Raw genomic sequence first — 25699 nt, 5'->3', positions numbered from 1 at the left:
TGCCGCCCCGCACAGGGGCGACGCATGCAAACCGACATGAAAACAGGTTCCAACACAAAGCAAAAAAGCACCAACTTCAAGCGCCCGCAGCAATCCCCCTCCCCAAAACCCGCCCCACCCCACCCTCACCCTTAAGCCGCTTCGCGGCCTCCTCCAAACAATCCACCATCAACACAGCACTAGGCGTCAGCCCTCGATTCCGATTCCACAACACCCCAGCGGGCCGCAACAATCTAGGCAAACTCAAAGGCAACATATGCAACGGCTGCGCCGAATCCCCAGCCGGCGTCCCCGCCATCACGGCAATAAAATCCGATATCTGCAAATGCGCCCGCGCGACATGAACAGAAAGCGTCTCGATGTAGTTATTGGTCAACGGCACATCATGCGCTTCGAGCGCGCGCTCCAGCGGGTCCCTCAATATCGACCCAAGCGGCGGCAAGATCCACGGAAACGGCCGCAAATCGGCCCACGTCACGGCCTTGCGCCGCGCGAGCGGATGATGCCTCCCCGTCATCAACGTGACCGGCTCCTCGAGCAATTCCTTTTCTTCGAAACTGCCGAGCGTATCGGGCGGCGGCAAGCGTCCCACCACGAGATCGAGACGCCCCTGCCAAAGTTCGGGCAGCAACGACGCCGTCGTGCCCTCTGTCACCATCACATTGGTCCCGGGCGAGCGCTGCTTGATCAGAATAAGCGCCTGCGGCAACAACACAGAAGCGGAAGCCGGCAGCATGCCGATATGAATCTTCCCCTCGGTCCCCGAACTCAGCGCTTTTAATTCGTCGCGCGCCTGATGCAGAATCGTCAGCATTTCGCGCGCATGGCGAATCAGGCAATCGCCATACTGCGTCGGCACCAGCCCCTGCGCCGTGCGCGAAAACAGTGTCAGCCCAATGCCGCGTTCGAGTTCGGCGAGCGACTTCGAGACCGCAGGCACCGTCACGTGCGTGACATCGGCCACCTGGGTCAGATTTCGGTAAGTGTCGATCGTCACAAGCAGGCGCAAATGCCGCGCCTTCAGGTTGATCTGCAGGTACCAGTCGAGAGCGGACACGTGGCGGTCCTCCGCGGTTTCATCGTCTCTTGCGGGCACAGTGAATCGGCAGTCGCGTACTGTCGTGCGCCACCGCCGCCGTGCCTTCGTATCAGTCCTTGGGTTCGAGCGCGTGCAGCGTCATGCCCAGCGAAATCGACGTGAAATAGCCGATCGTCACGAGCAGTTCCGCGATCACCGCGCGGCCCAGCACCGCGTCGTAGCGCGCGAATCGCGCGTCGTCGATCTGCGCGCCCGCGAGCAGGTCGCTCACGGCGTCGCAGATCAGGCCGAAGCGATCGTCGCCCGCTTCGGGACGGCGTTTCGCCAGAATGGCTTCGACCACCGCTTCCGGCACACCCGACTTCAGCGCGTGACGACGATGATTCGCGATCACATAAGGCGCGTTCCAGAATACGGCCGTCGCGAGAATCGCGACTTCGCTTTCAGCTTCGGTAAGCACGGGCGAGCGGTCGACGTGCGTGCCGATAATCTCCATGCCCGACGCGAGATTCGGGTTATGCAGCCAGATATTGAACGGCGTGGGAATGCGTCCGCGCCCTTCGCCCAAACGCGCAATCACGGTCTTCTGTTCGTCCGACGCCTGTTCGGGGTCGATGCGTTCGAGTCGGTTCTTCGTCATGGTATGTCCTTGCGATATTCGTTCTGCAATAAGCGGCGCGCGAGTTTTAAAAGAGACTGCTCGGCCAGGGAATATGGATGATCTGATCGAATACGCCGTAAATCAGCGCCGTCACGCAGGCCGCGAGTATCAAACTGAGTTTCCACGACTCGCGCCCTTCAAGACGCATATACGCCACGATCACAATCGGCACCGTGGGAATCATGCCGATCAGCGACATGCAGACGAGAAACGCCACGAACCAGCCGAAGAATTTCGCCGCACGCAGCAGCGTCACGCTATTCGGCAGTTTCTCTCCGTGATCGCCCGACACATCCATGTGAATGCCGCCCGCCGCGCCAGGCGCGCTCGCCTTCGAGGGAACGAAAAAGACCTTGTAAAGCAGGCTCGTCGATCCGGCGATCACGAGAATGCTCGCGACCACGGTCGGCCCGATACGCGCCATCAGAATCCAGCTTTGCGACGTCACCAGCATGTACGCGCCCATGCCGATAAAGAACACATAGACCAGATCTTCCAGCTTGAACGCGATCTTGCCGCTCGGGCGCATGCGCGCGAGTTCACCGCTGCGCAGCGCGCTGAACAAGGGCCTGAAAAACACCAGCGCCGCGAGCGCAAGCAGCACCATGACGACAGGTCGCGTCACCCAGTCGGTGCCGTAGCGCACGAAGGAGATCGTCATATAACGCTCCATCAGCACGCCGAGCACGAGGCCGAGAATCACGGGCGGACGCGCCCATTTCAGACGCTTCATGGTCCAGCCGATCACACCCGCGATCAGGAGCACGAACAGATCGCCCCAGCTGCGCGAGCCCTGAAACGCGCCCACATAAATGATCGGCATGATGACGGGCAGAATCAGCGTGTAACGCAGCGTCGAGACGCGCGCGAACTGGCCGCTGAGCAAAAAGCACAGACCCGCGCCGAAGATATTCGCGAGCGCGATCGACCACACCATCGAATAGGTGAAATCGAGGTGCTTCGTGAGCATGTCGGGGCCGGGAATGAAGCCGTGAACCATCATCGCGCCCAGCAGGATCGCTTGCGCCGCGCCGCCCGGCACGCCGAACGAAAGCATCGGCACGAGGCTGCCGCCTTCGCGTGCGTTATTGGCCGCTTCGGGTGCAATCACGCCGCGCACGTCGCCCGTGGTGAACGTCAGCTTCGCGTTCTTCGAGGTCTGCAACGCGTGGCCGTAGGCGATCCAGTCGGTCACCGCGCCGGTGATGCCCGGCACCACGCCGAGCAGCGCGCCCAGGCCGCCACAACGCAGCACCAGAAACCAGTTGCGCAGACTGTCGATCACGCCCTGGCGCATGCCCTGACGCGAATTGAACTGCACATTCTCCGCAATCGCCGTGCGCCGGATCGCGAGTTCGCACAATTCCGGCAGCGCGAAAATGCCGAGAATAATCGGCACCAGCGGAATGCCGTCTTGCAGATAGAGAATGCCGCCGGTCCAGCGCATTTGCCCCGTTTCGACATTGGTGCCGATCATGCCGACCAGAATGCCGAAGCATGCCGCCACGACGCCGCGCAGCGGTGCATTGCCCGAGAGCGCCGCCACCATCGACACGCCGAAGATCGTCAGGCCCAGCATTTCCGGCGTGCCGATCGAGAGCACGAAAGGACGCACCAGCGGCAGCGAAATCGCCAGCATGACCGCGCCGATCAAGCCGCCGAGCAACGAGGACGTATAGCACGCACTCAACGCGCGCGAGGCTTCGCCGCGCTTCGTCATCGGTAAGCCGTCGAGCACTGTGGCCTGCGATGCCGCGTGGCCCGGCACGCCGAACAGCACGGCCGGAATCACGTCCGACGTGGTGATGACCGACGCCATGCCGAGCAGCATCGCGAAGGCCGCGTACGGGTCCATCGTGTACGTGAACGGCACGAGTAAGGCGAAGCCCGTCAAGCCGCCGATGCCGGGCAGCAGGCCAATCGCCAGCCCGACCATCACGCCGAAAACCAGAAAGATCAGGCGATTGAATTGCAGTATCGTCGACAGCGCATGGCCTGCTGCCATTAACGTTGCGTCGTTGAAAAATTCCATGCGTCATCCCGATGAAAAAGCGGCCACGGCCGGCATGATGCCCACGCCGGCCGCGCTGCGAAGATCGATGGCGTCGAAGCGCGTGAAGCCGCCTCGACCGTCGACCTCACGACGATTTCAGCCAGCCAGCTGCGGATAAAGAACCTTCGCCGTGCGGCCCCAGACCCAGGCGCGCTCCTCGTCGCTGAGCGCCGCGAAACACGCATTGCCCTGCTCGATCAGCGTCTTCAGCGGACCGGCGGAAGCCGGATAATTCGAACCGAACGCCAGATGGTCCGCGCCGAATACCTTCACCAGATGCGCGAAGAACGCCTGCGCACCGCCCGGCGAGTTCTGCGCGATATCGAACGTGCGCGGCGTGATCTTCAGGTACACGTTGTCGTATTTCGCGAGCGCGAACAGCGCCGCGCAACGCGCATACGGCGGGCCGTCTTCGAGATCGGGACGCCCGCAATGATCGAGCGCGATCTTCACTGAAGGAAAACGCTGCGCCAGTTGCGCGACCATCGACAGACCCTCGGGCGTCGTCTGCACGACCATCGTCATGCCGATTTCCGCGCAGCGTTCCCAGATCGGAAACGTCGCCGGATTGACGAGCCAGCTGCCGTCGCTTTGATGCGTCGCGCCGCCCGTGAACAGGCGAATGCCGCCCATGCCGTTCGCGAGCCAGTGATCGAAAGTCTTGAGCGCGTCGGGCGCGAGCAGGTCGAACGAATACACGCCGGTAAAGCGCTTCGAATCTTGCGCCACGCTGTCGGCGACATACGAATTGTTGTGGCCGTAAGTCGTCGACGAATGCACGATCGCGGCCTTGGCGACGCCGGCTTCGTCCATCTCGGCGATCATCTGCTCGAACGTGACGGGGCGGGTGGCCGACCATTTCGAACGATGGCCGTGTTGCGGCGCAATCGGATAGCGAACCGTATCGGTCGAAATGATGTGCGGATGAATGTCGATGATTTCGGGTGTCATGCGATTTACCTCTCGGTGATTGACGGTCATTCACCTCTTGAGGCTCATGACGTGCGCGATCTGGAATTCGGATCACGGCCGCGCGCCGTGCATCACGCGCGCGGCGGTGCTGCGATTAATGGGCGCTGAAAATCAGCTTGCGTGCGCTTTCGATTTGCGGCGCGGGCGTGGCGTAGAGCTTGCTGACGATCTGCTCCACCGCTTTGCCGTCGATCGGATCGATCGGATAGCCGGACTTCTTCATCGCGTCGATAAAATCCGGGTCCGCGATCGTTTTGGCGAAGGCCGTGCGCAACGCATTCAAACGGTCTTGCGGCACGCCTTCCGGCACCGCGATGGGCCGCCCCGCGTCGAAGGGCATCAGGAACAGATTGAACAGCGCCTTCACATTGGGATCGGTGATATAGCTGCTCAGATTGGGCGCATCCGCGAACGGCGCAGGACTGGTCCAGCCCAGATGCAGCAGCACTTTCATCTTGCCGTTTGCGAGCATGCGCACGGGTTCGCCCTGCTGAAGTCCGTCGAGCGTCGAGGCCCAGCCGTCCACTTCGCCGCGCTGCATCGCCAGATACACTTCGCCGCGTCCGGTATAGCCCGGCACGATGCGCATTTTCGCGCCCACATATTCGTCGAGCAGCGCGGGCAGCGTGCGGTCTTCGTTGGCGAAGCCCGTCGCGCCCACATACATCGTCTTGTGCGTGAGATCGTTCATCGAGGTGACGCCCGATCGCGTCATCGAGACGATGCAGTATTCGACCTTGTTGAGGCTGCCGAGCCAGCGCACCTTGCGCGGATCGAAACGGTTCTGGCGCGGATCGAGCAGCGGAATATAAAGGTTATTGCGCTGCAGAAAGCCGATCACCGTGCCGTCGTTCGGCTGCCGGGTCTGGAGCGACGCGGCGGCCACCATGCCGCCCGCGCCCACCACGTTCATCACCACCGCGCGAGGCTTGCCAGGAAGGTAATTGACGAAGAAGCGCGCGAACTGCCGCGCGATGATGTCGGTGGGCGTGCCCGCGTCGGCGCTGACGACAATCGTGAGAATCTTGCCGTGATAAAAGTCTTCGACCGACTGGCCAAATGCGGGTCCAGTAATCGCCATCGCGGCAATACCTAAGAGCGCCGCGCACGCGCGTATTGCGGTCATCCACTTCATGCTCGTACCTGTCTCCAGTCATAATTCGCGATTTGCCGTGGGGCGGGTATCGCGTCGTCTGCGTTAAATTCTGCCAGCCACAGGACAGGGGTCAATTGAGAAAATCGGCCCCGGGTTTGAGCAAATGGTTAAGGCAGAGCAACGGTAAAGACAAGGCTGAATAAAGCGGAATACAGCACAGGCGCGCCCGCGCGAATGGCGGGCGGCAGATGGAACGCACGCGAAAAAGCCCCTTAATGCGCGGACTGGCTCTTGTCGGCGAGGCGTTGCGCGGCTTCGTCGAGGCACGACACCATGAGTTGCGCGCTCGGCGTCAGGCCGCGATTACGATTCCATAACACGCCCGCGGGACGCAATAGCCGCGGCAGGCTTAACGGAAGCGTATGGAGCGGTTGCGCGGGATCGTTGGCGGGCGTGTCGGCCATCACCGCGATGAAATCCGAAACCTGCAAATGCGCGCGCACGACGTGAATCGACAGCGTTTCGATGTAATTATTCGAAAGCGGCACGCCGTGCACTTCAAGCGCGCGTTCGAGCGGATCGCGCAATATCGAACCGGGCGGCGGCAATATCCAAGGATAAGGATGCAGATCGGTCCACTTGAGGTTCTTTTTGCGCGCGAGCGGATGATGCCGGCCCGTTACGAGCGTGACCGGATCTTCGAGTAATTCTTTCTCTTCGAAACTGCCGAGCGTGTCGGGCGGCGGCAGACGGCCCACGACCAGATCGAGCCGGCCTTGCCAGAGTTCGGGCAGCAGCGAACCGGTCGTGCCTTCGATCACCACCACATTGGTGCCCGGCGAGCGCTGCTTGAGCAGGCTCAGCGCTTGCGGCAGCAGCACCGACGCCGAAGCGGGCAGCATGCCGATATGCACCTTGCCCTCGGCGCCCGAGCTCAAGGCCTTCAATTCGTCGCGCGCTTGATGCAGGATCGTCAGCATGTCGCGCGCGTGACGAATCAGGCATTCGCCATACGGCGTCGGCATGAGGCCTTGCGCCGTGCGCGAAAACAGCGTCAGGCCCATTCCTTTTTCGAGTTCCGCCAATGCCTTCGACACCGCGGGCACCGTCACGTGCGTGACATCGGCCACCTGGGTCAGGTTTCGGTACGTATCGATCGCCACCAGAAGATGCAAATGCCGCGCCTTCAGGTTGATCTGCAAGTACCAGTCAAGCTCTGACAAGTCTCCCCCTGCCGGTTTTACGATTTCGTTAAGTCTCTGGCCATTTTACTCAATTGCCTCGGGGGACAGTTCGCTGGCACGATCACGCTGCGCGTGGCGCTGCCTTGGGCGCAGCCACGTCCACACGCGTTAAACGCGCGCCCAGCGGGGCTTTGCGCGATCGCGCAATCACCACGCGCAACGACGCGCGCGCGAATCGCAAGGGTTATCCCTGGCGAATTCGATGCACCGAATTGCGACGACGTATTACGACGACGCATTACGACACCGAATCACGACAACGCATCACAACAACAGCGCGCCGGCTCGCCCGGCATGCGGAGACACCCGATGACGCACTCATTCAGCCGCCGGCGCTTTCTGCGCGGCGTGGGCCTGCTGGGCGCAAGCGTGGCGGCGAGCGGCCTGGTCACGCCCTTTCTCGCGCGCGGCGCGGGCGCGCCGATTCGCATCGTCAGCAATCCCGGGCTGGAAAATGCGACGCTCAACGCGTTAATGGACGAACTCGGTTTTTTCAAACGCTTCGGCGTGAATGCGCAGATCGTCGAGTTTCCCGGCGTAAAGGGTCCATTCGACGCGATTGCCGCGGACGCGGGCGACGTCTGCATGGTGTCAGGCTATAACCTGGTGCTTTCGCGCATCACACAAGGCGCGAACGTGAAGATTGTCGGCGCGGGCATGAAGCGATGCGCGCTCACGGTTTTCGCGCGACCCGATGGCGCGAAAACGCTTTCGGATCTCAAACACAAAACGGTCGCGGTCGGCCCCGCGAATGGATTGCTGCATTCGCTGATGTTGCAGCTGTTGAAGGAACGCGGCGTCGACGCCTCGCAAATTCGCTTTGTCGATAAAGGCAGCAACGATCAATGCCATGAAGCGGTGGTGAAAGGCGAGGTCGACGCGAGTTGTTCGAGCATTTCGCATTTGAACGATCGGGACGGACTCGTGGTCATCAACGACGGCAATATGTGGCAAGCGCTGCCGCATTGCATTTTCCAGACCGCGTATGCCTCCGATGAGGCGATTCGCGACAAGCATGACGACCTCGTCGCCGTGATGGCGGCATATGGCGCGCTCTACGACTATCTGATGTCGCCGGATTCCCGCGACGCGTTTTTCGCCGCGCGCAAGCACGCGCAAAAACGCTTCGATGCAGCGTCGGCGCAGGCCATCTGGCAATTCAATGAAACAGAGCGGCCCTATTCCAGGGATCTTTCTCTGACGCATGCCGATATCGCTTATCTGCAGGACATGTATATCGGCCTCGGCAGCCTCGATCGCAAACAGCCTTTCGCGGAAGTCGCCGATATGTCGGCGGCGCACGCAGCGGCGAAACTGATCGCCTGAATGCTGGGGCATGAATCATGAGCCCGGAGACAGCGTGAATATTCGGTCTCCGGGCTGATCGCGTTTAGATCGCGTTTAGAACGTGTGGCGAATGCCGGCGATCACGGAAAGCTGCGAACCGCCGACCGGCGGCGTAGCCGTCGGAGTAATGGTGGTAGCGGGAAGTGCGAGCGTGCCGTCGTTGTGAATATGCTCGGCGGTCACGTATAAGAACGTGGCCTTAGACAGCAGATATTCGCCGCGCAGCACGAAGACCAGCGCCTTGTTATCGGAGTGATCGTAGTTGAGATGCGCGACCATGCCGTCGACGTAAAAGAACGGCGTCACGGGCACCGTGCCGGTCACCCAGAACAGATTGCTCTTGGGCGTTGCAATGCCTTCGTCGTCGCGGCGAATCCAGCCTACGCCGAACTTCGCGCCCTTGAACTTGAAATAGCCGCCCAGCGTAAATCGGCTGTCCGTGAGTTTCGGCGACGTCAACCCGCCCCACGTCGCCGAGGTGCCGCCGTAATTGCGTTCGTATGAACTGGCCACGCCCCAATAACCGCCGTCGTATTTCATCATCGCCGAATATTCGCGGCATTGATTCGACGGCGAGGTCTCGCCGGGGCAATTCGTGGCGACCGAACTATTGCCCGCCACGGCATCGCGGCCAAAGCTGTAATTCACGCCGCCTTCGAGCGCACCGGCGAAAAATCGGTAGCTCACGGAATTGTCGGCACGTGCATTGGCGATGCCGTTATCGAGCGTGGTGAGGCCCTGTGCGCCCGTGCCGAACGGATTGATAAACGAGGTCGCGAAGAATCGCATCGTGTATTGGCGGCCGAACGTAATGCGCCCGAACGGACCGTCGAGACCCACATAGGATTGCCGTCCGAACAGGCGGCCGCCCTGACGCGACGCGCCGTTATTCGGCTGGAAGCCGCCCTGCAAATCGAAAATGGCGCGCGTGCCGCCGCCGAGATCCTCGTTGCCGCGAATGCCGAAATACGAGGTGGCGGTGCCGTCTCCTACACGAACCGCGCTGGTGGTGGCGTTCTTGCCCTTCGCCACGTTGTTGACGTATTCAATGCCCTGATCGAGCAGGCCGTACATCGTGACCGAGCTGGTGCCAAACGGTTGAAACTGGGCCGCGTTACCGCCATCGGCCCATGAGCAAACGGGCGTCATGCTTATGAACGCCGCGCCCGCGCACATTGCGGATCTGCACTTCATGATCGTCGCTGTCTCCAATATTCGAGTCATCGTTGGCCTTTGCGGCTGACCGGGGCGCGTACTCCGCTCCGGCGTGACTCATGTAATCGCGTTGTTTGTAACGCACTGAAATTCTGCCTGTGCAGCGCCACAGGTCCATTGAGAAAAATGGCAACCCGTTTGACCAAATGGTTAAGGGTCGTGCCGGATTCCTCAACCGCAAATCAGAAATGGAAAGACAACGCCGCGCGCCCGAACCCATAGCGAACGATCGTGCTCGCTGTGGGTCCGGGCGCGCGTGCGTCGCGGATAAATCGTGAATGGAATTGCGCGGCCCGGCAATCAGAACCGATGCCGGATCCCCGCGATCACCGAGGTTTGCGAGCCGCCTTCGGGCGGTCCCACGACGGGAATGATAGTGCTGGCCGACAACGCCAGCTCGCCGCTATTCTTGATGTGCTCGCCCGTCACATAAAGCGCCGTGTTTCTCGATAGCGAATAGACCGCGCGCAATACGAATATCACTGCCTTATTGGGCGAATGATCGTATTTGAGTTCCGCGACTTCACTATCGAACGAGAGCGCCGGACTCACCGGCACGGTGCCCGTCACCCAGACGAGATTGCTTTTCGGCGTGGCAATGCCTTCGTCGTCGCGCCGGATCCAGCCCGCGCCGAATCGCGCGCTGCGCACATTGAAATACGCGCCCAGAATGAAACGGCTATCGGTGAGTTTTGGCGAAGTGAGTCCGCCCCACGTTGCGGAAGTGCCGCCGTAATTGCGCTCGTAAGCGCTCACGACACCCCAGATCCGGCTTTCGTATTTCAGCAGCGCGGACCACTCGCGGCATTCATTCGATGGCGACGTCTCACCGGGGCAATTGGTGGCGACCACGCTGTCGCCATCGACGGCATCGCGGCCAAAGCTATAGTTCACACCGGTTTCAAAGCCGTCGATATGGTAGCGATAGCTGATCGAATTATCGGCACGCGGATTCGCAATGCCGTTATCGAGCGTGGTCAGACCTTGCGCGCCAAAACCAAAGGGATTGATCGGCTTGATCGCGTAAGCGCGCATCGTGTATTGGCGGCCGAATGTGAGGCTGCCGAAATCGCCCGCCACGCCCACATAGGATTGCCGCCCGAACAGTCGTCCGCCCTGGCTCGCTGTACCGTTGCTCGCCTGAAAGCCGCCTTCGAGGTCCCAGATCACGCGCAGATTGCCGCCCAGCGCTTCATTGCCGCGCAGGCCGAAGAACGAGGTGTCCGTTCCCCAGCCGGTTCGCAGGCTGCTGCCCGTGCCCTTGCCGACCGCCTGCCCGGTGATGTATTCGACGCCTTCGTCGACCGAGCCATATAGCGTGACGGTATTCTCGCCGCCCAGCACCCAGGGCGGCGTTTCCGTCGCCCACACCGGCGAGGCGCAAATAAGCGACGCGCAGATAAACATTGCGGACCTGTACCTCATGGCCGTCTTTATCCTCATGTAATAGTGCACGCGATCCATCGCGCGACGTGCGTCGGCGATGCATTGCGTTGTCTCCGTTTGTGTGAGGATTCTGCCAGCGCGGCGCGGCGGGCCGATTGAGAAAAGCTGCCGCTCGATTGAGTGAATGGTTAACGCGCGAGTCGCGCGGAATTGCCGATATTTCAGGTACTTGATAGTGGCATTAAGCGCGATGCGTTGGCACGGCGCTCGCCAGTTCAGCTTCGGGAACTCGAAGCGCACGGCATCGCGATCCGCGAGGTTTTCGCCGAAGTGCCGCCGAGTGTCGAGTACTCGCTGACCGGGTTCGGCAGAACGCTCGCGCCGGTGCTCGAAGCGATGAATCGATGAAACAATGGGGCGATGCGTACATCGCGCGGCGGGAACAAGTCGCGCCTGGCTGAACGAGCCACGCCGATCGCCACGATAAAAAAGGCCACGGTCTTCACCGTGGCCTTTTGCTTTGCGGCTTCGCAGCTTCGCCGCTACGCGCGAAAAATTCGCGCGAGTCGTCAGCGATCAGAAACCCAGATCGCCGCCGCCAGGCACGCCACCCGGCGCAGCCGCAGTTGCCGCCTTCGGCGCCTCATGCACGGTCGCATCGGTCGTCAGCAACAAGCCGGCCACCGAGGCCGCGTTTTGCAGCGCCGTGCGCGTGACCTTGGTCGGATCGAGCACGCCCTTTTCCACGAGATCGCCATATTCGCCCGTGGCCGCGTCGTAGCCGAAATTGCCCGAGCCTTCTGCAACGCGCGCCGCCACCACGCTCGCCTCGTCGCCCGCATTGGTCACGATCTGGCGCAGCGGTTCTTCGAGCGCGCGCAGCACGATCTTCACACCCGCCGTCTGATCGGGCGTGTTGCCCTTCAGGTCGAGAATCGCCTGACGCACGCGAATCAGCGCCACGCCGCCGCCCGGCACGATGCCCTCTTCCACCGCCGCGCGCGTCGCGTGCAACGCGTCGTCGACACGATCCTTCTTTTCCTTCACTTCGATTTCGGTCGCGCCGCCGACCTTGATCACGGCGACACCGCCCGCGAGTTTCGCCACGCGTTCCTGCAGTTTCTCGCGATCGTAGTCCGACGTCGCTTCTTCGATCTGCACGCGAATCTGCTTCACGCGCGCCTCGATCGCAGCAGCCTGACCCGCGCCATCGATCACCGTCGTGCTTTCCTTGCCGATCTCCACGCGCTTGGCCTGACCGAGTTCGGCAAGCGTCGCCTTGTCGAGTCCCAGCCCGGTTTCCTCGGCGATCACCTGGCCGCCCGTGAGAATCGCGATATCTTCGAGCAGCGCCTTGCGGCGATCGCCGAAGCCCGGCGCCTTCACGGCCACCGTCTTGAGCACGCCGCGAATATTGTTGACGACGAGCGTCGCAAGCGCTTCGCCTTCGATGTCTTCGGCAATCAGCAGCAGCGGACGTCCGGCCTTCGCTACCTGTTCGAGCACCGGCAGCAGATCGCGGATATTCGAAATCTTCTTGTCGTGCAGGAGGATGAACGGATTGTCGAGTTCGGCGATCTGCTTGTCGGCGTTATTGATGAAGTACGGCGAAAGATAGCCGCGATCGAATTGCAGGCCTTCGACCACATCGAGTTCGTCGTCGAGCGACTTGCCGTCTTCCACCGTGATCACGCCTTCCTTGCCCACGCGGTCGAGCGCTTCCGCAATGCGCTGGCCAATCGATTCCTCGCCGTTGGCCGAAATGGTCGCGACCTGCGCAATTTCCTTGCTCGTGGTGGTCGGCTTGCTGATCTTCTTCAGTTCTTCGATCGCGGCGCTCACGGCCTTGTCGATACCGCGTTTCAGATCGAGCGGATTGAGTCCGGCTGCCACATACTTCTGGCCTTCGCGCACGATGGCCTGAGCCAGCACGGTCGCCGTGGTCGTGCCGTCGCCGGCGGCGTCGCTCGTTTTCGACGCCACTTCCTTGACGATCTGCGCGCCGATGTTTTGCAGCTTGTCGGCAAGCTCCACTTCCTTCGCCACCGACACGCCGTCCTTCGTCACGACCGGCGAGCCGAAGCTGCGTTCGAGCACGACGTTGCGGCCCTTGGGACCGAGCGTGACTTTCACGGCGTCGGCGAGAATATTCACGCCTTCGATGAGTTTGCTACGGGCGATGTCGCCGAATACGATGTCTTTCGCTGCCATGATCGATGCTTCCTCAGGATTGAACGACTGCGACGATATCTTCTTCGCGCAGCACGAGCAGTTCGTTACCGTCGACCTTCACGGTCTGCCCGGCGTACTTGCCGAACAGCACGCGGTCGCCCACGTTGAGATCGGGCGCGATGCGGCGCCCATCGTTGTCGCGCCGGCCGGGACCGACGGCGAGCACTTCGCCCTGGTCCGGCTTTTCGGCGGCGCTATCGGGAATCACGATGCCCGAAGCGGTTTTGGTTTCCTGATCGAGACGCTTGACGATCACGCGATCGTGCAATGGGCGCAGGCTCATGGGCAATTTCCTTTTACGATATCGGCGATGGGCTGGCACTCGTTAAAGGCGAGTGCTGATGGATAACCGAGTATAGAAAACACGCTCGCCGCGCTCCAATAACGGATTGGCAATTCGATATCGCGCGATGCCTGCAATCGATATGGCCGGTCGCGTATTGAATTCGACGCGCAAAAAAAAGCGAACGGCACGCCGTTCGCCATAACGAAGTCCTCTCGCTCTCATCGAACGAAGGCCATCCCCAGTTTTTCTGCGCAGTTACTGTGCAGTTACTGCACGCTCACTGCATGTATTGCTCGTTCCCCACGAGACCGATCTTCGTCGCGCCCTCGCGCTGCGCGGCTGCGAGCACTTCGGCCACCGCGCGATACGGCGCTGCCTTGTCCGGCAAAAGATGGATTTCCGACTGGTCGGACTGCGCCGCGACGTCGGCCATATGCCGCTCGAGATCGGCGTGATCCTGAAGATGCGCGCCGTTCCATGCGAGCGCGCCGCTCGCATCGATATCCACCTGCACGACCGGCGGCGGCGCGGCGGGCGGCGGCGGATTACCCACGGGCAGATCCATTTTCACCGCGTGCATCTGGATCGGAATCGTGATGATCAGCATGATCAACAGCACGAGCATCACGTCGATCAGCGGCGTCGTATTGATGTCCACCATCACGTCCGGTTCGTCGCCGGGCGTCGGGTTCATCTGCATGGCCATGACTCTCTCCTTTCGTTCAACCGCCGCGCGCGGGCGGCTGCGTGATGAACGACACCTTCGTGATGCCCGCGCGTTCGCAGTCGGTCACCACGCGGCCAATGAATTCGTAACGCGTGGTCTGATCGCCGCGCACGTGCACTTCGGGTTGCGGATTGCGCTGCGAAATCGTCTTCAGTTGCGCGAGCAGCGTGGGCGAGTCGACGCGCCGTTCATTCCAGAACAGGTTGCCGTCCTTGTCGACGGCGATTTCGATGGCGTCGGGTTTGGTCTGCAACGGACTCACGGTTTCCTTCGGCAATTGCACGGGCACCGTATGCGTGACCACCGGAATCGTGATGAGAAAGATGATCAACAGGACGAGCATGACGTCGACGAGCGGCGTCGTGTTGATGGTGGCGATCACCTCGTCCTCGCCACCGTCCTGGGCTACGTTCATGGCCATGATGATTCTCTTCGCGCGCTCAACCCGCGTTGGCGACGGCGCGCACTTTGCGCTTGCGCCCCGACAGCAACACCGTGTGCAGTTGCGCACCGAAGGCACGCACGCGCTCCATCAGCGACTTGTTGCGACGCACGAGGAAGTTGTAGCCGAGCACGGCCGGCACGGCGACCGCGAGACCGATCGCGGTCATGATGAGCGCCTCGCCCACCGGTCCCGCGACCTTGTCGATCGACGCCTGACCCGCGATGCCGATCGCCGTGAGCGCGTGATAAATGCCCCACACGGTACCGAACAGGCCGACGAACGGCGCGGTCGAACCGACGGTCGCGAGAAACGCGAGACCGTCCTGCAAGCGGTTGCCGACGTTCGTGATCGAGCGGTCGATGCTCACCTGGATCCACGTATTGCGATCGACTTCTTCGAGCAGGACCTCGTCGTGATGCTCGGCCGCCTCGATGCCCGTTTCGGCGATGAAGCGAAACGGCGAGCGCTCGTCGAGTTGCGCTGCGCCCGCCGAGAGCGAGGCCGCTTCCCAAAGCTGCTGGTCCGCCGACTTCGCGCGGCGATTGGCGCGCGCCTGCTCCACGAACTTCGTGACCATGATGTACCAGCTACCCATCGACATGGCGACGAGCACGAGCAGCACGAAACGCGCGACGAAGTCGCCGTTCTTCCACAGCGCGTCGAGGCCGTAGGGATTCGCGGTCTCGACGCCCGCGGCCTGCGCCCATGCAGTGACGGGAATCGCCGCAGCCAGGGCGGCGATGGACAGGACCGTCATCGCGGTCGATTTCGAATGCACTTTCATCAGGACTCCAACATTAATGACGACGGCGTGCTCGCGCGGCGCATTGCACCGAACAGTCCTCGCAAGCACGCTAAAAATTTCAGTTCAGATTGAACGAGAACGGCACCTGCACGCGCACCGCCTGACCTTGCGAAATACAGTTGAAACGCTTGACCGCGTTGAATGCCGCGCGATCGAGCAGCAGGTCCGCCGACTTCTCGACTTTCTCGTCGGTCACATGACCTTGCGGATCGACCACGAAGGAAATCAGCACGTCACCCGTGATGTTGTTCTCCTGCGCTTCCTCGGGATACGTCATGCTCGCGCGCACCTTGTCCGAGTTCGGACACACCACGCCCGCTTCGTGACTCACGGGCTTCGGCGGCGCAGGCGCTTCGACGGGCGCGGGCGGCGTGGGCGTGGGAATCACCGGTGTGGGCGCAGGCGCGGCCTGATGCACGATGGTCGGCGCGGGCGGTGCGGCCACCGGCACTTCGGGCGGCGGCACGAACGGCGGCGGGTGCTTGATCTTCGGCGGCGGCTGCTTGACGACCTGTTGAGCGGGCGGCGCCGGCGCGGGCGTCGGCGGTTTGACCGGCATGATGATGCGCGTCTCCACCGGCTTCTGGACGATCTGCACGACCTTCGTCGCGAGACCGTTGAGCAGCGCCCAGATCAGCACGACATGCAGCAGCAGGACGATCGCGATGCCGCCATAGCGTCGCGCCGGACTTTGCTGCCTGGCGCCATATTGCTTCGGCCGACCCGACCAGCGTTGCGCTGCGACTGTTCCCTCCGACATAAACCACTCCGTTCACATTCCTGAATCATGTATTCCGCTAACGCGCGATCCCCAGAAGGTTATCCGTTCATTGCGAGGCGTTTAACCAATCAATTCGAATAACGTTATGGTCTAACTTTACGTTTCGATGCTGATAAATCTGTAGCGATGAACTCGCCGCAATAACTCCGCAATAACTCCGCAATAACTCCGCGATAACGCCGCAATAACGCCGCAATAACGCCGGAACACGGCGCCGTCGCGGCGATTTGCCTGCACGCCCGTCACGGCCCCGTGTTCGCCAACGCCGCTCCCGGCAACGCGACCGATACGGCCGCTTGCGCCACGTTCACGGCGTGCGGTATCAGCTTCTGCGCGAAGAACACATCGGCCACGCGCTGCTGGCTCGCGAGTATGGCGTTGTCGAGCGGCAGCACGCCAAGGCGCGAACGCGCGAGAAAATACGCCACGACCGGCGGCGGCACGCCGGTCTCGCGTGCGATCAACTGCGTGGTCTCGTCGCGATGCACGAGCACCCACGCATCGCCCTCTTTCACCGCCTGGAGCACCGTCGCCACGACATCGCGATGCGCCTTCACGAAATCGGGCGCACCGAGAAAGAAGCTGTAAGGCTGAGCGATGCCCGAACCATAATCGGCGAGCGTGCGCGTCGGCTCCGCTTGCTGCACCACGGCCAGATATGGATCCCAGATCGCCCATGCGTCGACGTGACCGCTGTCGAAGGCCGCACGCGCGTCGGCGGGCGAGAGGAACACAACCTTGACGTCCTCGTAGCGCAAGCCCGCTTGCGCCAGCGCCGCTACAAGCAAATAGTGCGAACTGGAACCGCGCGCGAGCGCCACCGTGCGGCCCTTGAGATCGGCGACGCGCTTGAGCGGCGAACCCGCGCGCACGATCAGCGCTTCGTTCTGCGGCCCGGCCGGTTCGGCGGCGAGATAGACGAGCCGGCTACCCGCCGCCTGCGCGAAGATCGGCGGCGGCGAACCCGTGTAGCCGATATCGATCGCGCCCGCGTTCATCGCTTCGAGCAGCGGCGGACCGGCCGCGAATTCGGTCCAACGCACCGCGTAACCCTTCTGCGCGAGCGCGCGTTCGAGCGTGCCGCGCGCCTTGAGCAAGGTAAGCGGCGTGCCTTTCTGATAACCGATATCCACCACCGGCCCGGCGTGCACGCCAGTCGATACCGCGAGGGCTACAGCCAGTCCTGCGGCACGCCGCCAGCGCGAAAGACCCTTGAAAAAAGCACGCAACGGCGTTTTCGCGAGCATCTGCATGAGTGAAACCTCCCAGCACGAAATCAGAAAAAGTCCTTGCGAACCTGAATGCCGAAATAACGATCCGCGTCGCGCGGCACGCCGATCGTCACGTAGCCGGAACCCGTCGCCATCACGCTCACATACGATTTGTCGAGCAGGTTCTTGCCGATCAGCGCCACGCGCCAGCCGTTGTCGAAGTTCAGCCCGACGCTCGCATTGAGAATGCCGTACGCGCCCTGAATCGTATTCGGCGATTGCGCCAGGTCGTATTGCACGCGGCTCTGCCAGAAGTAATTTGCGTACAGCTCCAGCTCCGGCCCGAACGACAACGGACGGCGATAATCAGCGGACAGATTGCCCTTGAACGTCGGCGAAAACGGCAGCGTCTTGCCATTCACGTTGCAGCTCGCCTGCGCGCCCACGGGGCAGTTGAATTCATCGATATGCGCATCGGTGAATGCAAGGCCGCCGGTCAGGCTCAGGCCACGCAGCGGATGCGCGCCGAGATCCAGTTCGACGCCGCGCGTGGAGACGGTGCCTGCATTGATGAGCCGCGTGACGACCTGCCCCGCCACCGTGTCGTAGTAATTGGCCTGGTAGTTTTGATAATGCGTATCGTAGAGCGCGATATTCGCGGTCCAGCGATGATCGGGCGTCTGCATCTTCGCGCCGATCTCGAACGAGTTCGACTGTTCGGGCTTGAGCGCGGGCGTATCGCGCTGCTGCATGTTGAAGAACACGTTGAACGCCGGGCCTTTGTAGCCGTGCGAGTACATGGCGTACAGCATCACGTCGCGGGTCAGGTCGAACTCCAGCCCGGCGCGCCCCGACACGCCATTCGCACTGGTCCAGCCCGACGACGAGAACGACGGATTGATGCCCGAGACCGCCGCCGTCGAGGTCGAAGTGCGGGCGAAGTCGTAGCCCACTTCGTCGTGCGTAACGCGCAGCCCCGTGATCGCGCGCAGCCGGTCGCTCAGGTGAAACGTGCCTTCGCCATAGACCGCGAAGCTGTTCGTGAGCGTGTCGAACACGGCGTCGCCGGTCGTGGGCGTGAGCGTCGACGAGCCCGCCGCGCACGGCGTCAAGCCGCTCACGATGCTCGGCAAGCTGGAGTTCGTGCAGGTCACCACGGCACGGTTGTAGTGCTCGTTGTCCTGGGTATGCAGTGCGTAAAGGCCCGCGACGTAATCGAAGAAACCGCCCTTCGGCGAGGTCAGGCGCAATTCCTGCGAGAGTTGCGTGAAGCCCAGATCGCCGCGATCGTTCGAACTGGGAATCTGCTCATAGACTTGCGGCACCCACGCTTCGTCGGTGCGCTGCTGGTTGAGCCATTGCCGATACGCCGAAATCGACGACAGCGTATAACCGCCGCCCAGCTTCCAGTCCACCTGCGCCGACACGCCCCAATTCGTGTCCTCCACCGAAGGCCCATACGGATAATTGACCTCGCGGTTTTGCAGGCTCGGCACCACCGGCGACAGCGCCGCCGTATAGATCGAATTCGTGGCCTTGCCAATTACGCCCGCCGCATAGGAATCGTGCGCGTACATATAATCGGCAATGACGGTGGCCTTGATATCGTTCGTCGGCGTGAAAACGAATTTCGAGCGGAAGCCTTTATGGTTGTAGCCGTTGATTTCCTCGCCGTTATAAACGTTCTTCACGTTGCCGTCGTAGCGGCCATAAAGCGCCGTGAACGAACCGGTCAGCACGCCGGGCAGCAGCGTGCCTTCCACGCCCGCACGAATGCGCTGCTCGCCGCCCTGATAGAACTGCGTGTCGATATAACCGCGCGGCTGTTTTGTCGGGTCCTGCGTAACGATGTTGATGACGCCCGCCGTCGCGTTCTTGCCAAACAGCGTGCCTTGCGGGCCGCGCAACACTTCCACGTGATCGACATCGAGCAGATCGAACGTCGCCTGACCGGGGCGCGCGTACACCACGCCGTCGATCACCGTGGACACCGAAGGCTCCACGCCCGGCGAAGTGGAATTCGTGCCCACGCCGCGAATGGTGAGCGTGGTGTCCTTGCTCGACAGCGACGGCTTGAACGTGAGTTCGGGCACCGCCGTCACGAGCGACTGAACCGTGTTGTTGCCCGCGCGCTCCATTTCCGCACCGCTGACGACCGTGAGCGCGATCGGCACCTTCTGCGCCGACTCGTTGCGGCGCGTGGCCGTGACGGTCACCGTCGGCAACGCCGTGGCGCGCGACGATGAAGCCTGCGCCGTATCGGCTTGCGTCGATGGCGTCGATGACGCCGTGGCCGCGACGCCCGACGCGGGCGAAACGGCAGCCGCAGGTTGAGCCGCATGAGCCACGACGCTCGCCGCGCAGAATGCGCCGACAAACCAGCTCTGCGAAGCGCGCAGCGTCGAGCGCGCCGCGCGCGTCCTGCTCTGATGCGAAGTCGAATGGCGAAGCGAAGTGGCGCGCCCGGCGGCCCGGCGCGGCGTGGAAGTTGCGTTCATGGCGTAGCGAGTGTGTGAGAGATTGTTGTTGTGTGGCGCACGGCGCGCCGTCATGCGTCAATTCATGAGTCAATGCGTGGGCGTGACGTTCGGCGCACGAACAGGACGCGCAAGGCCCAGGTGATCGCGCAGCGTCGTGCCGCGATACGACGTGCGAAACAGTCCGCGACGCTGCAACTCCGGCACCACGAGCGAGCAGAAGCGCGCGAGCCCACCCGGCAGATCGGCGGCCATCACGTTGAAGCCGTCGGCGGCACCGTTCTCGAACCAGTGCTGCAAGGCGTCGGCGACGGTTTGCGGCGTGCCGGTCAGCGTGAAGTGCCCACGGCCCGCCGCGATCCGCAAATACAACTCGCGCACCGTGAGACCTTGTGCGCCCGCGAGCGAGGTCAGCAAATCCTGGCGGCTGCGCTGGCCGCTTTCGGTGGGCGCGAGCGCGGGAAGCGGCGCGTCGAGATCGACGCCACTCAAATCGACGTTGCCCAGCATGCGTTCGAGCAGCGCAATGCCCGCTTCGGGATGCACGAGCGACTGAAGCTCGGCTTCGCGCGCCAGGGCTTCTTCGAGCGTCGGCGCGACGATCACGGAAACGCCCGGCATGATCTTGAGCGCATCCGGCTCGCGACCTGCCGCCACGACACGCGCCTTGAGGTCACGATAAAACGCCTGTGCCGAAGCGATATCCGGCTGCGCGGTAAACACGACCTCCGCCGTGCGAGCGGCCAGTTCGCGACCACGCGGCGACGATCCTGCCTGCACCACCACGGGCCGCCCTTGCGGCGCGCGCGCGACGTTCAGCGGACCATCGACCGAGAAATGCTCACCGCGATGCAGCGGCGCACGCACGCTCCGCGCGTCGTAGTAAAGCCCGCTCGCCTTGTCGCGCACAAAACTTTCGTCATCCCAACTATCCCAGAGCGCGGCCACGACTTCGTGGAACTCCTGCGCGCGGGCATATCGGTCTGCGTGCGCATAGTGCTCGGCGCGCCCGAAATTGCGCGCTTCGGCGGCGTTATCGGTCGTCACGAGATTCCATCCGGCGCGGCCGCCGCTGATGTGATCGAGCGACGCGAATTTGCGCGCAATGTGATACGGCTCGTTGTAACTCGTGGTCGCCGTACCGATCAGACCGATACGCTGCGTCGCCACCGCGAGCGCGGGCAACAGCGTGAGCGGATCGAGCCGGTCCGCACGCGCCACGCGATCCGCGCCTGGGCCGAGATTGGCGGCGACGCTGTCGGCGACGAACAGGGTGTCGAAGCATGCGGCTTCGGCAACGCGCGCCAATTCGATCCACGCGCGAATATCGAGTCCCGCGTCGGCCTGAGCGTCAGGCAGCCGCCAGGCGGCCAGGTGGTGGCCCGTCTCCATCAGGAACGCGCCGAGATGCAACTTCCGTTTCATCGAACTCCTCACTAATTGACCGTGTCCGCCATTTCAAACATCACGCGCCTCGATCCAACGCTGCCTCTGTCATCAACGCTGTTTCGCAAATCGGACAGCACCGTGTTCGAACCGCTTTGCTTGTTCGCTGGTTAGCGCTAACATGGACGGCAGTTTCCTTTGCACGACGCGCACGCGTCAAATAACGAAATCAGCGGAACATATGCCGGATTCGACTAAACACGCTGCAACAGATGAACCGCCGTCGCGGCAACGACGCAACTCGGGGCGCGTCACGTTGCGCGACGTCGCGAGCCATCTCGGTGTCTCGCAGATCACCGTCTCGCGATATTTTCAGGAGCCCGCGCGCTTGTCGGAGGCGCTGCGCGAGCGCGTCGCGCGCGCCGTGGCGGAATTGGGTTATGTGCCGAATCTCGTGGCCGGCGGGCTCGCTTCGGCGCACAGCCGCGTGATCGGCATGGTGATCCCGAACATCTCGGGGCCGATCTTCGCCGCGACCATCCAGAGCTTCAGCGACGCCGTAACGGCGCACGGCTATCAACTGCTGCTGGCATCGAGCTATTTCTCGGCGGAACAGGAGGAAAGCGCGGTGCGTGGTTTGCTCGGCTGGTCGCCTGCCGCGCTCGTGCTGACCTCGCACTTTCACACGCGCGGGACCGAGGCGATGCTCGCGCGCGCCACCGTGCCGCTGATCGAAACGTGGGATTACCAGCCGCGCCGCAAGCCGTGGCAAGTGGGCTTTTCGCATCCCGAGGTGGGGCGCATGGCGGCGCGCCATCTGATCGAGCGCGGCTACCGCCGCATCGCATTCGTGCAGAACAGCGCGGCGGGCGATTTCAGCGCGATGGAGCGGCGAGACGGTTACGTGGAAGTCATGCGCGAGCACGGGCGTGAGCCGCGCTGCTTCGTGCCGCAAGAGACGCAGCCCGCGCATGCGGGACGCGAGGCGCTGCTCGCGCTAATCGAAGGCGATCAGGCCGCGGACGCGATCATCTTCGCCAACGACAATCTGGCTTCCGGCGCGCTGCTCGCGACGCTACGCGCGGGCATTGCGGTGCCGGGCCGCGTCGCGTTGATGGGATTCGGCGATTATTTGTTTTCGGAGATGCTCACGCCGGGCCTCACCACGATCCGCCCTCCGGCGCGCGAAATGGGCGTGCTGGCCGCCGAGCTTATTTTCGCGCGGCTCGACGCGCAGGCTGAAAACGCAGAACGCGCACCATCACCACGCCGCCCGAAACCGCTCGCATGTGAATTGATCGTGCGAGAGAGTACATAAACGAAAATGAATGACGCGGTCGTGTCGAGTTTCATGCTGCAACGACACGCCGCGCCAGTCCCTCGCGGTTCACGCAGACGTCATCGCGATTACGCATGCTCCGCGTGATCGCGCGCGAGCACCGCTTCATCATCGATATCGTGCTCGGTCGGTTCGTATTTCACGAGCGCGAGAAAGCCGATGGGGATAATCGCCGCGAGCGCCACGACCCAGAACATGTCGGTGCCGAGTCGCGCGTTGAGTATCGGCAGAACGAATAGCGCCACTGCGCTGCCGACGCCCGTCAACGCGCGGCCAAAACCCAGACCGGTGCCGCGAATCGATGTCGGATACGAGAGCGCCGGGTAGATCATCATTTGCGCGCCGGGACCAAAACCCTCCGCGAACAGCCACGTGCCCAGCATCGCGAGCGCGATGCCAATGCCCAGCGCCGTCTGCGGATGACCGAGCAGCGCCAGCGCCACGAGCGCCACGAATTGCAGCGCGAAACCCGCCAGCGCAACGTGCCGCGAAGGGCGCGTGTGCGCGAGCCGCATGCCGAGCAAACCGCCCGTGAGCGCGAACAGCAGATTGAGCGCGAGCGAAGCCGAAATGGTTTCGAACACGCCCGCGCCGAGAAACTGCGAAAGTATCGACGGCAGGAAAAAGGCGATCGCGGTGTATTCGAATGGAATGCACAGATTCATCACGCTCGCGACGATCGTGCGCGCCAGATACGGACGCTGAAACAGCACGCGAAAACTCACGGGCGGCTGACTCGGCGCCGCCGGCGCTTCCGCTTCGGCCTTATGCGCGTGAATGCCATATGACTCGCGCAGAATGCGTACCGCGTCGTCGAGTTTGCCTTGATTAGCGGCCCACAGCGGCGATTCGTTCATGAAGCGGCTACGCACTGCGATGATGATGAGCGCCGGCACCGCGCCGAAAATCAGCGACGCGCGCCACAACCAGCCCGCGTGTTCCTGCGGCAAAAGAAAATACAGGCCGAACACGATCAGAAAGCACACCGACGATGCCGCGTACCACATGGGGCACCACGCAGCCAGCCGCGAGGCCTTGTTGCCGCTACCCTGGAATTTCGAAAACTCCGACAGAAACGCCATCGCCACGGGCAAGTCGATGCCCACGCCGAGGCCCATGACGAAGCGCGCGGCAATCAGCACCCAGACGTTGGGCGCGAGCCCGGCGGCAATCGCCGCGACCACGAAAAAGAGCATGTCGGCCATGAACACCTGATAGCGGCCGATGCGGTCGGTGAACCAGCCGCCGACGAGACTGCCGAGTATCGTCCCGATCATGATCGACGACGTGACGATGCCGGTCAGCGCAGGCGTCAGATTGAATTCGCGCACGACATCCTGAATGCCGTATGAAAGCGTCGTGAGATCGTAAGCGTCGAGAAACACGCCGCCGAGCGCGAGCAGCACGATCACGCGCGCATGACTCGCGCGAGCGGTGCTGGTGTTGATGAGGCGCGAAACATCGCTGGCCGAGCGTATCGGCGACGACACCGCTGAATCAATTTCGAGCGTGCTCAATGGAATCCCCCTTTTGAATAACGGCCATGACAGCGCGTAGTTATAGGAGGACGATTCGCCGCGCACAACGAACAAGTTAGCGAATGCTTATCCGGTCGATGGGAAATTCGATTCGGAGAATTCGACAAAACACGCGGCTCGCTATTTTAACTTCGGGACGTACGACGTTGCCTGGTCATCAGACACCTCTTCATAGCGAGCATTCTCGACTGAATCAGCGTCTGGGTTCGTTGGACCACGACCAGACATGCTGATCACCGCAACCAGGATGCCACGCAGACTACTCTCTGCCACCCTGAGTTTCGACACCGAGTAGCACCCATTTCCCATCCCGCGCCTGATATACCGAGGCCGTCGCATTGCGAATGTCTCCATTGGCAGCAAACTCGATGCGGCCGCTCACGCCTTCAAACGATCTCGTGCGCAATGCATTCAGGTATTGCTTCGGATCCGTAGAGTCGGCCTGCTTCATGGCGTTGATCATCGCCCATGCGGCGTCATACGCGAGCGGCGCGTAGTGCACGATGCCGGAGCCAAAGCGGACCTTTAATTTAGCGTCGAGTTCGGCCGCATGCGGCATTCTCTCCAGCGGCAGTCCATACTCCCAGCTATACATGCCCTGCGCGCCTTCCCCGGCGAGCTTGAGAAAATTCTCGTTCGTAAATCCGCCTTCGCCCATGAAACGGGTCTTGATGCCGAGCTGACGCATCTGTCTTGCCAGACCCGCCGCCTGCACATCCTGTCCGACAAAAAAGATGAGATCGGGACTCACGCCCTTGATGACCGTGAGGATCGCGCGGAAGTCCACCGACTGTGGCGTCGTGTACTGGCGCGAGACAACTTCGCTGCCGTCTTTCTGCACGGCAGCCACGTACTGACTGACAAAGTTGCTGCCGTAATCCGTTCCGTCGTCGATCACGGCAATCCGCTTCGCGTACAGTTCCCGAGTGGAATAACGCGCGCTCAATGCAGCCATCTGCCTGTCACCGCTCGTCGTACGAAAGGCAGTTTTAAAGCCTTGCGCGGTATAAGTCGGCGAACTCGATGTGGGCGAAATCTGCGGAATCCCTGCTCGAGCGTACAAAGCCGACGCTGCAACCGAGCAGCCCGAATTGTGATGGCCGATAACACCGACCACGCCCTCATCCACGAAGCGCTGCGCGACCACGACTGCGGTCTTTGGGTCGCCGGCATCGTCTTGTGCATCGACATCGAAGTGCACTTTTCGCCCGCCGATCATCAGACCTTGCTGATTCGCTTCCTCGAACGCCAGGCGTGCCGCGTTCTCCTCGTCTTTTCCGTACGAGGCGGAAAAACCGGTGAGCGGTTCGGCAATGCCGATCTTGACGACGTTCACGTCCTCGCACTGCGCGGACGGCACAATCGCGCAGGTTGCCAAAATGGCAATCAACGTCTCGATGCTTCGACGAAGCATTGCTCCTCCGCTGAACTCTATACCGCCGATTAATCAAGCGCGAAA

Annotated in this window: 22 protein-coding genes; 3 read left to right on the top strand and 19 right to left on the bottom strand. The window is 62.2% G+C overall.

Annotated features, from left to right (window positions below):
- Window positions 1-76: 76 nt before the first annotated feature.
- The 6 genes from LDO54_RS23140 to LDO54_RS23115 all read right to left on the bottom strand — a co-directional run bounded on the left by LDO54_RS23140 (window position 77) and on the right by LDO54_RS23115 (window position 7044).
- Window positions 77-1057 carry a LysR substrate-binding domain-containing protein gene (locus tag LDO54_RS23140; protein ID WP_224012987.1) on the bottom strand — a complete coding sequence of 327 codons (981 nt, stop codon included), beginning with the start codon at window positions 1055-1057 and terminating at the stop codon, window positions 77-79.
- 91 nt (window positions 1058-1148) lie between these two features.
- Window positions 1149-1679, bottom strand: a complete 531-nt coding sequence (locus LDO54_RS23135; RefSeq protein ID WP_224012986.1) for a carboxymuconolactone decarboxylase — start codon at window positions 1677-1679, stop codon at window positions 1149-1151.
- A gap of 46 nt (window positions 1680-1725) precedes the next feature.
- Window positions 1726-3705 (bottom strand): tripartite tricarboxylate transporter permease, encoded by a 1980-nt coding sequence (locus tag LDO54_RS23130; protein ID WP_224012985.1) that lies wholly within the window; start codon window positions 3703-3705, stop codon window positions 1726-1728.
- 144 nt (window positions 3706-3849) lie between these two features.
- A complete protein-coding gene (locus tag LDO54_RS23125) occupies window positions 3850-4704 on the bottom strand; it encodes an amidohydrolase family protein (RefSeq protein ID WP_224012984.1) in 855 nt (284 codons plus the stop codon).
- 115 nt (window positions 4705-4819) lie between these two features.
- Window positions 4820-5806 carry a Bug family tripartite tricarboxylate transporter substrate binding protein gene (locus tag LDO54_RS23120; RefSeq protein WP_224012983.1) on the bottom strand — a complete coding sequence of 329 codons (987 nt, stop codon included), beginning with the start codon at window positions 5804-5806 and terminating at the stop codon, window positions 4820-4822.
- A 287-nt stretch (window positions 5807-6093) separates the two neighbouring features.
- A complete protein-coding gene (locus tag LDO54_RS23115; RefSeq protein ID WP_224012982.1) occupies window positions 6094-7044 on the bottom strand; it encodes a LysR substrate-binding domain-containing protein in 951 nt (316 codons plus the stop codon).
- Between the two features lie 330 nt (window positions 7045-7374).
- Between LDO54_RS23115 and LDO54_RS23110 the strand changes: the two genes are divergently transcribed.
- Window positions 7375-8391 carry an ABC transporter substrate-binding protein gene (locus LDO54_RS23110; protein ID WP_224012981.1) on the top strand — a complete coding sequence of 339 codons (1017 nt, stop codon included), beginning with the start codon at window positions 7375-7377 and terminating at the stop codon, window positions 8389-8391.
- Between the two features lie 75 nt (window positions 8392-8466).
- Here LDO54_RS23110 and LDO54_RS23105 read toward each other — a convergent pair whose 3' ends face one another.
- Both LDO54_RS23105 and LDO54_RS23100 read right to left on the bottom strand, forming a co-directional pair.
- Complete coding sequence (locus LDO54_RS23105) at window positions 8467-9561, bottom strand: porin (protein WP_224012980.1); 1095 nt, start codon at window positions 9559-9561, stop codon at window positions 8467-8469.
- A 366-nt stretch (window positions 9562-9927) separates the two neighbouring features.
- A complete protein-coding gene (locus LDO54_RS23100; protein ID WP_224012979.1) occupies window positions 9928-11052 on the bottom strand; it encodes a porin in 1125 nt (374 codons plus the stop codon).
- A 291-nt stretch (window positions 11053-11343) separates the two neighbouring features.
- Between LDO54_RS23100 and LDO54_RS39285 the strand changes: the two genes are divergently transcribed.
- A complete protein-coding gene (locus LDO54_RS39285) occupies window positions 11344-11421 on the top strand; it encodes a winged helix-turn-helix transcriptional regulator (RefSeq protein ID WP_436975658.1) in 78 nt (25 codons plus the stop codon).
- A 168-nt stretch (window positions 11422-11589) separates the two neighbouring features.
- On the opposite strand, the gene groL is transcribed toward LDO54_RS39285, so the two are convergent.
- From groL to LDO54_RS23050, 9 genes are all read right to left on the bottom strand, one after another.
- Window positions 11590-13224, bottom strand: a complete 1635-nt coding sequence (gene groL, locus LDO54_RS23090) for a chaperonin GroEL (protein ID WP_224012978.1) — start codon at window positions 13222-13224, stop codon at window positions 11590-11592.
- A gap of 13 nt (window positions 13225-13237) precedes the next feature.
- Window positions 13238-13528 carry a co-chaperone GroES gene (gene groES / locus LDO54_RS23085; RefSeq protein WP_065058839.1) on the bottom strand — a complete coding sequence of 97 codons (291 nt, stop codon included), beginning with the start codon at window positions 13526-13528 and terminating at the stop codon, window positions 13238-13240.
- A gap of 280 nt (window positions 13529-13808) precedes the next feature.
- Window positions 13809-14231, bottom strand: coding sequence for an ExbD/TolR family protein (locus LDO54_RS23080; protein ID WP_224013004.1), 423 nt, complete (start codon window positions 14229-14231; stop codon window positions 13809-13811).
- A 22-nt stretch (window positions 14232-14253) separates the two neighbouring features.
- Entirely contained in the window at window positions 14254-14679 is a 426-nt protein-coding gene (locus LDO54_RS23075; protein ID WP_224012977.1) for an ExbD/TolR family protein, read from the bottom strand.
- A gap of 19 nt (window positions 14680-14698) precedes the next feature.
- Window positions 14699-15505: a MotA/TolQ/ExbB proton channel family protein gene (locus LDO54_RS23070; RefSeq protein ID WP_436975657.1), complete on the bottom strand. Its 807-nt coding sequence runs from the start codon at window positions 15503-15505 to the stop codon at window positions 14699-14701.
- A 61-nt stretch (window positions 15506-15566) separates the two neighbouring features.
- Window positions 15567-16268 (bottom strand): energy transducer TonB, encoded by a 702-nt coding sequence (locus tag LDO54_RS23065; protein ID WP_224012976.1) that lies wholly within the window; start codon window positions 16266-16268, stop codon window positions 15567-15569.
- Window positions 16269-16531: 263 nt separating this feature from the next.
- Entirely contained in the window at window positions 16532-17536 is a 1005-nt protein-coding gene (locus LDO54_RS23060) for a sulfonate ABC transporter substrate-binding protein (RefSeq protein ID WP_436975656.1), read from the bottom strand.
- Window positions 17537-17565: 29 nt separating this feature from the next.
- Complete coding sequence (locus tag LDO54_RS23055; protein ID WP_224012974.1) at window positions 17566-19998, bottom strand: TonB-dependent receptor; 2433 nt, start codon at window positions 19996-19998, stop codon at window positions 17566-17568.
- 69 nt (window positions 19999-20067) lie between these two features.
- Window positions 20068-21402: an LLM class flavin-dependent oxidoreductase gene (locus LDO54_RS23050; RefSeq protein ID WP_224012973.1), complete on the bottom strand. Its 1335-nt coding sequence runs from the start codon at window positions 21400-21402 to the stop codon at window positions 20068-20070.
- Between the two features lie 277 nt (window positions 21403-21679).
- Here LDO54_RS23050 and LDO54_RS23045 point away from each other — a divergent pair, with 277 nt between their 5' ends.
- Complete coding sequence (locus tag LDO54_RS23045; RefSeq protein ID WP_253074415.1) at window positions 21680-22681, top strand: LacI family DNA-binding transcriptional regulator; 1002 nt, start codon at window positions 21680-21682, stop codon at window positions 22679-22681.
- An 89-nt stretch (window positions 22682-22770) separates the two neighbouring features.
- On the opposite strand, the gene LDO54_RS23040 is transcribed toward LDO54_RS23045, so the two are convergent.
- Complete coding sequence (locus tag LDO54_RS23040; protein WP_224012971.1) at window positions 22771-24219, bottom strand: MFS transporter; 1449 nt, start codon at window positions 24217-24219, stop codon at window positions 22771-22773.
- A 280-nt stretch (window positions 24220-24499) separates the two neighbouring features.
- The gene (locus tag LDO54_RS23035) at window positions 24500-25654 is read right to left on the bottom strand and encodes a branched-chain amino acid ABC transporter substrate-binding protein (RefSeq protein ID WP_224012970.1); all 1155 of its coding nucleotides are present in this window, start codon (window positions 25652-25654) and stop codon (window positions 24500-24502) included.
- Window positions 25655-25699 lie beyond the last annotated feature (45 nt).

Source organism: Paraburkholderia tropica (assembly GCF_914484835.1).
GTDB classification, from domain to species: Bacteria; Pseudomonadota; Gammaproteobacteria; order Burkholderiales; family Burkholderiaceae; genus Paraburkholderia; species Paraburkholderia tropica_A.
This window is presented reverse-complemented; position numbering and strand designations above follow the sequence as displayed.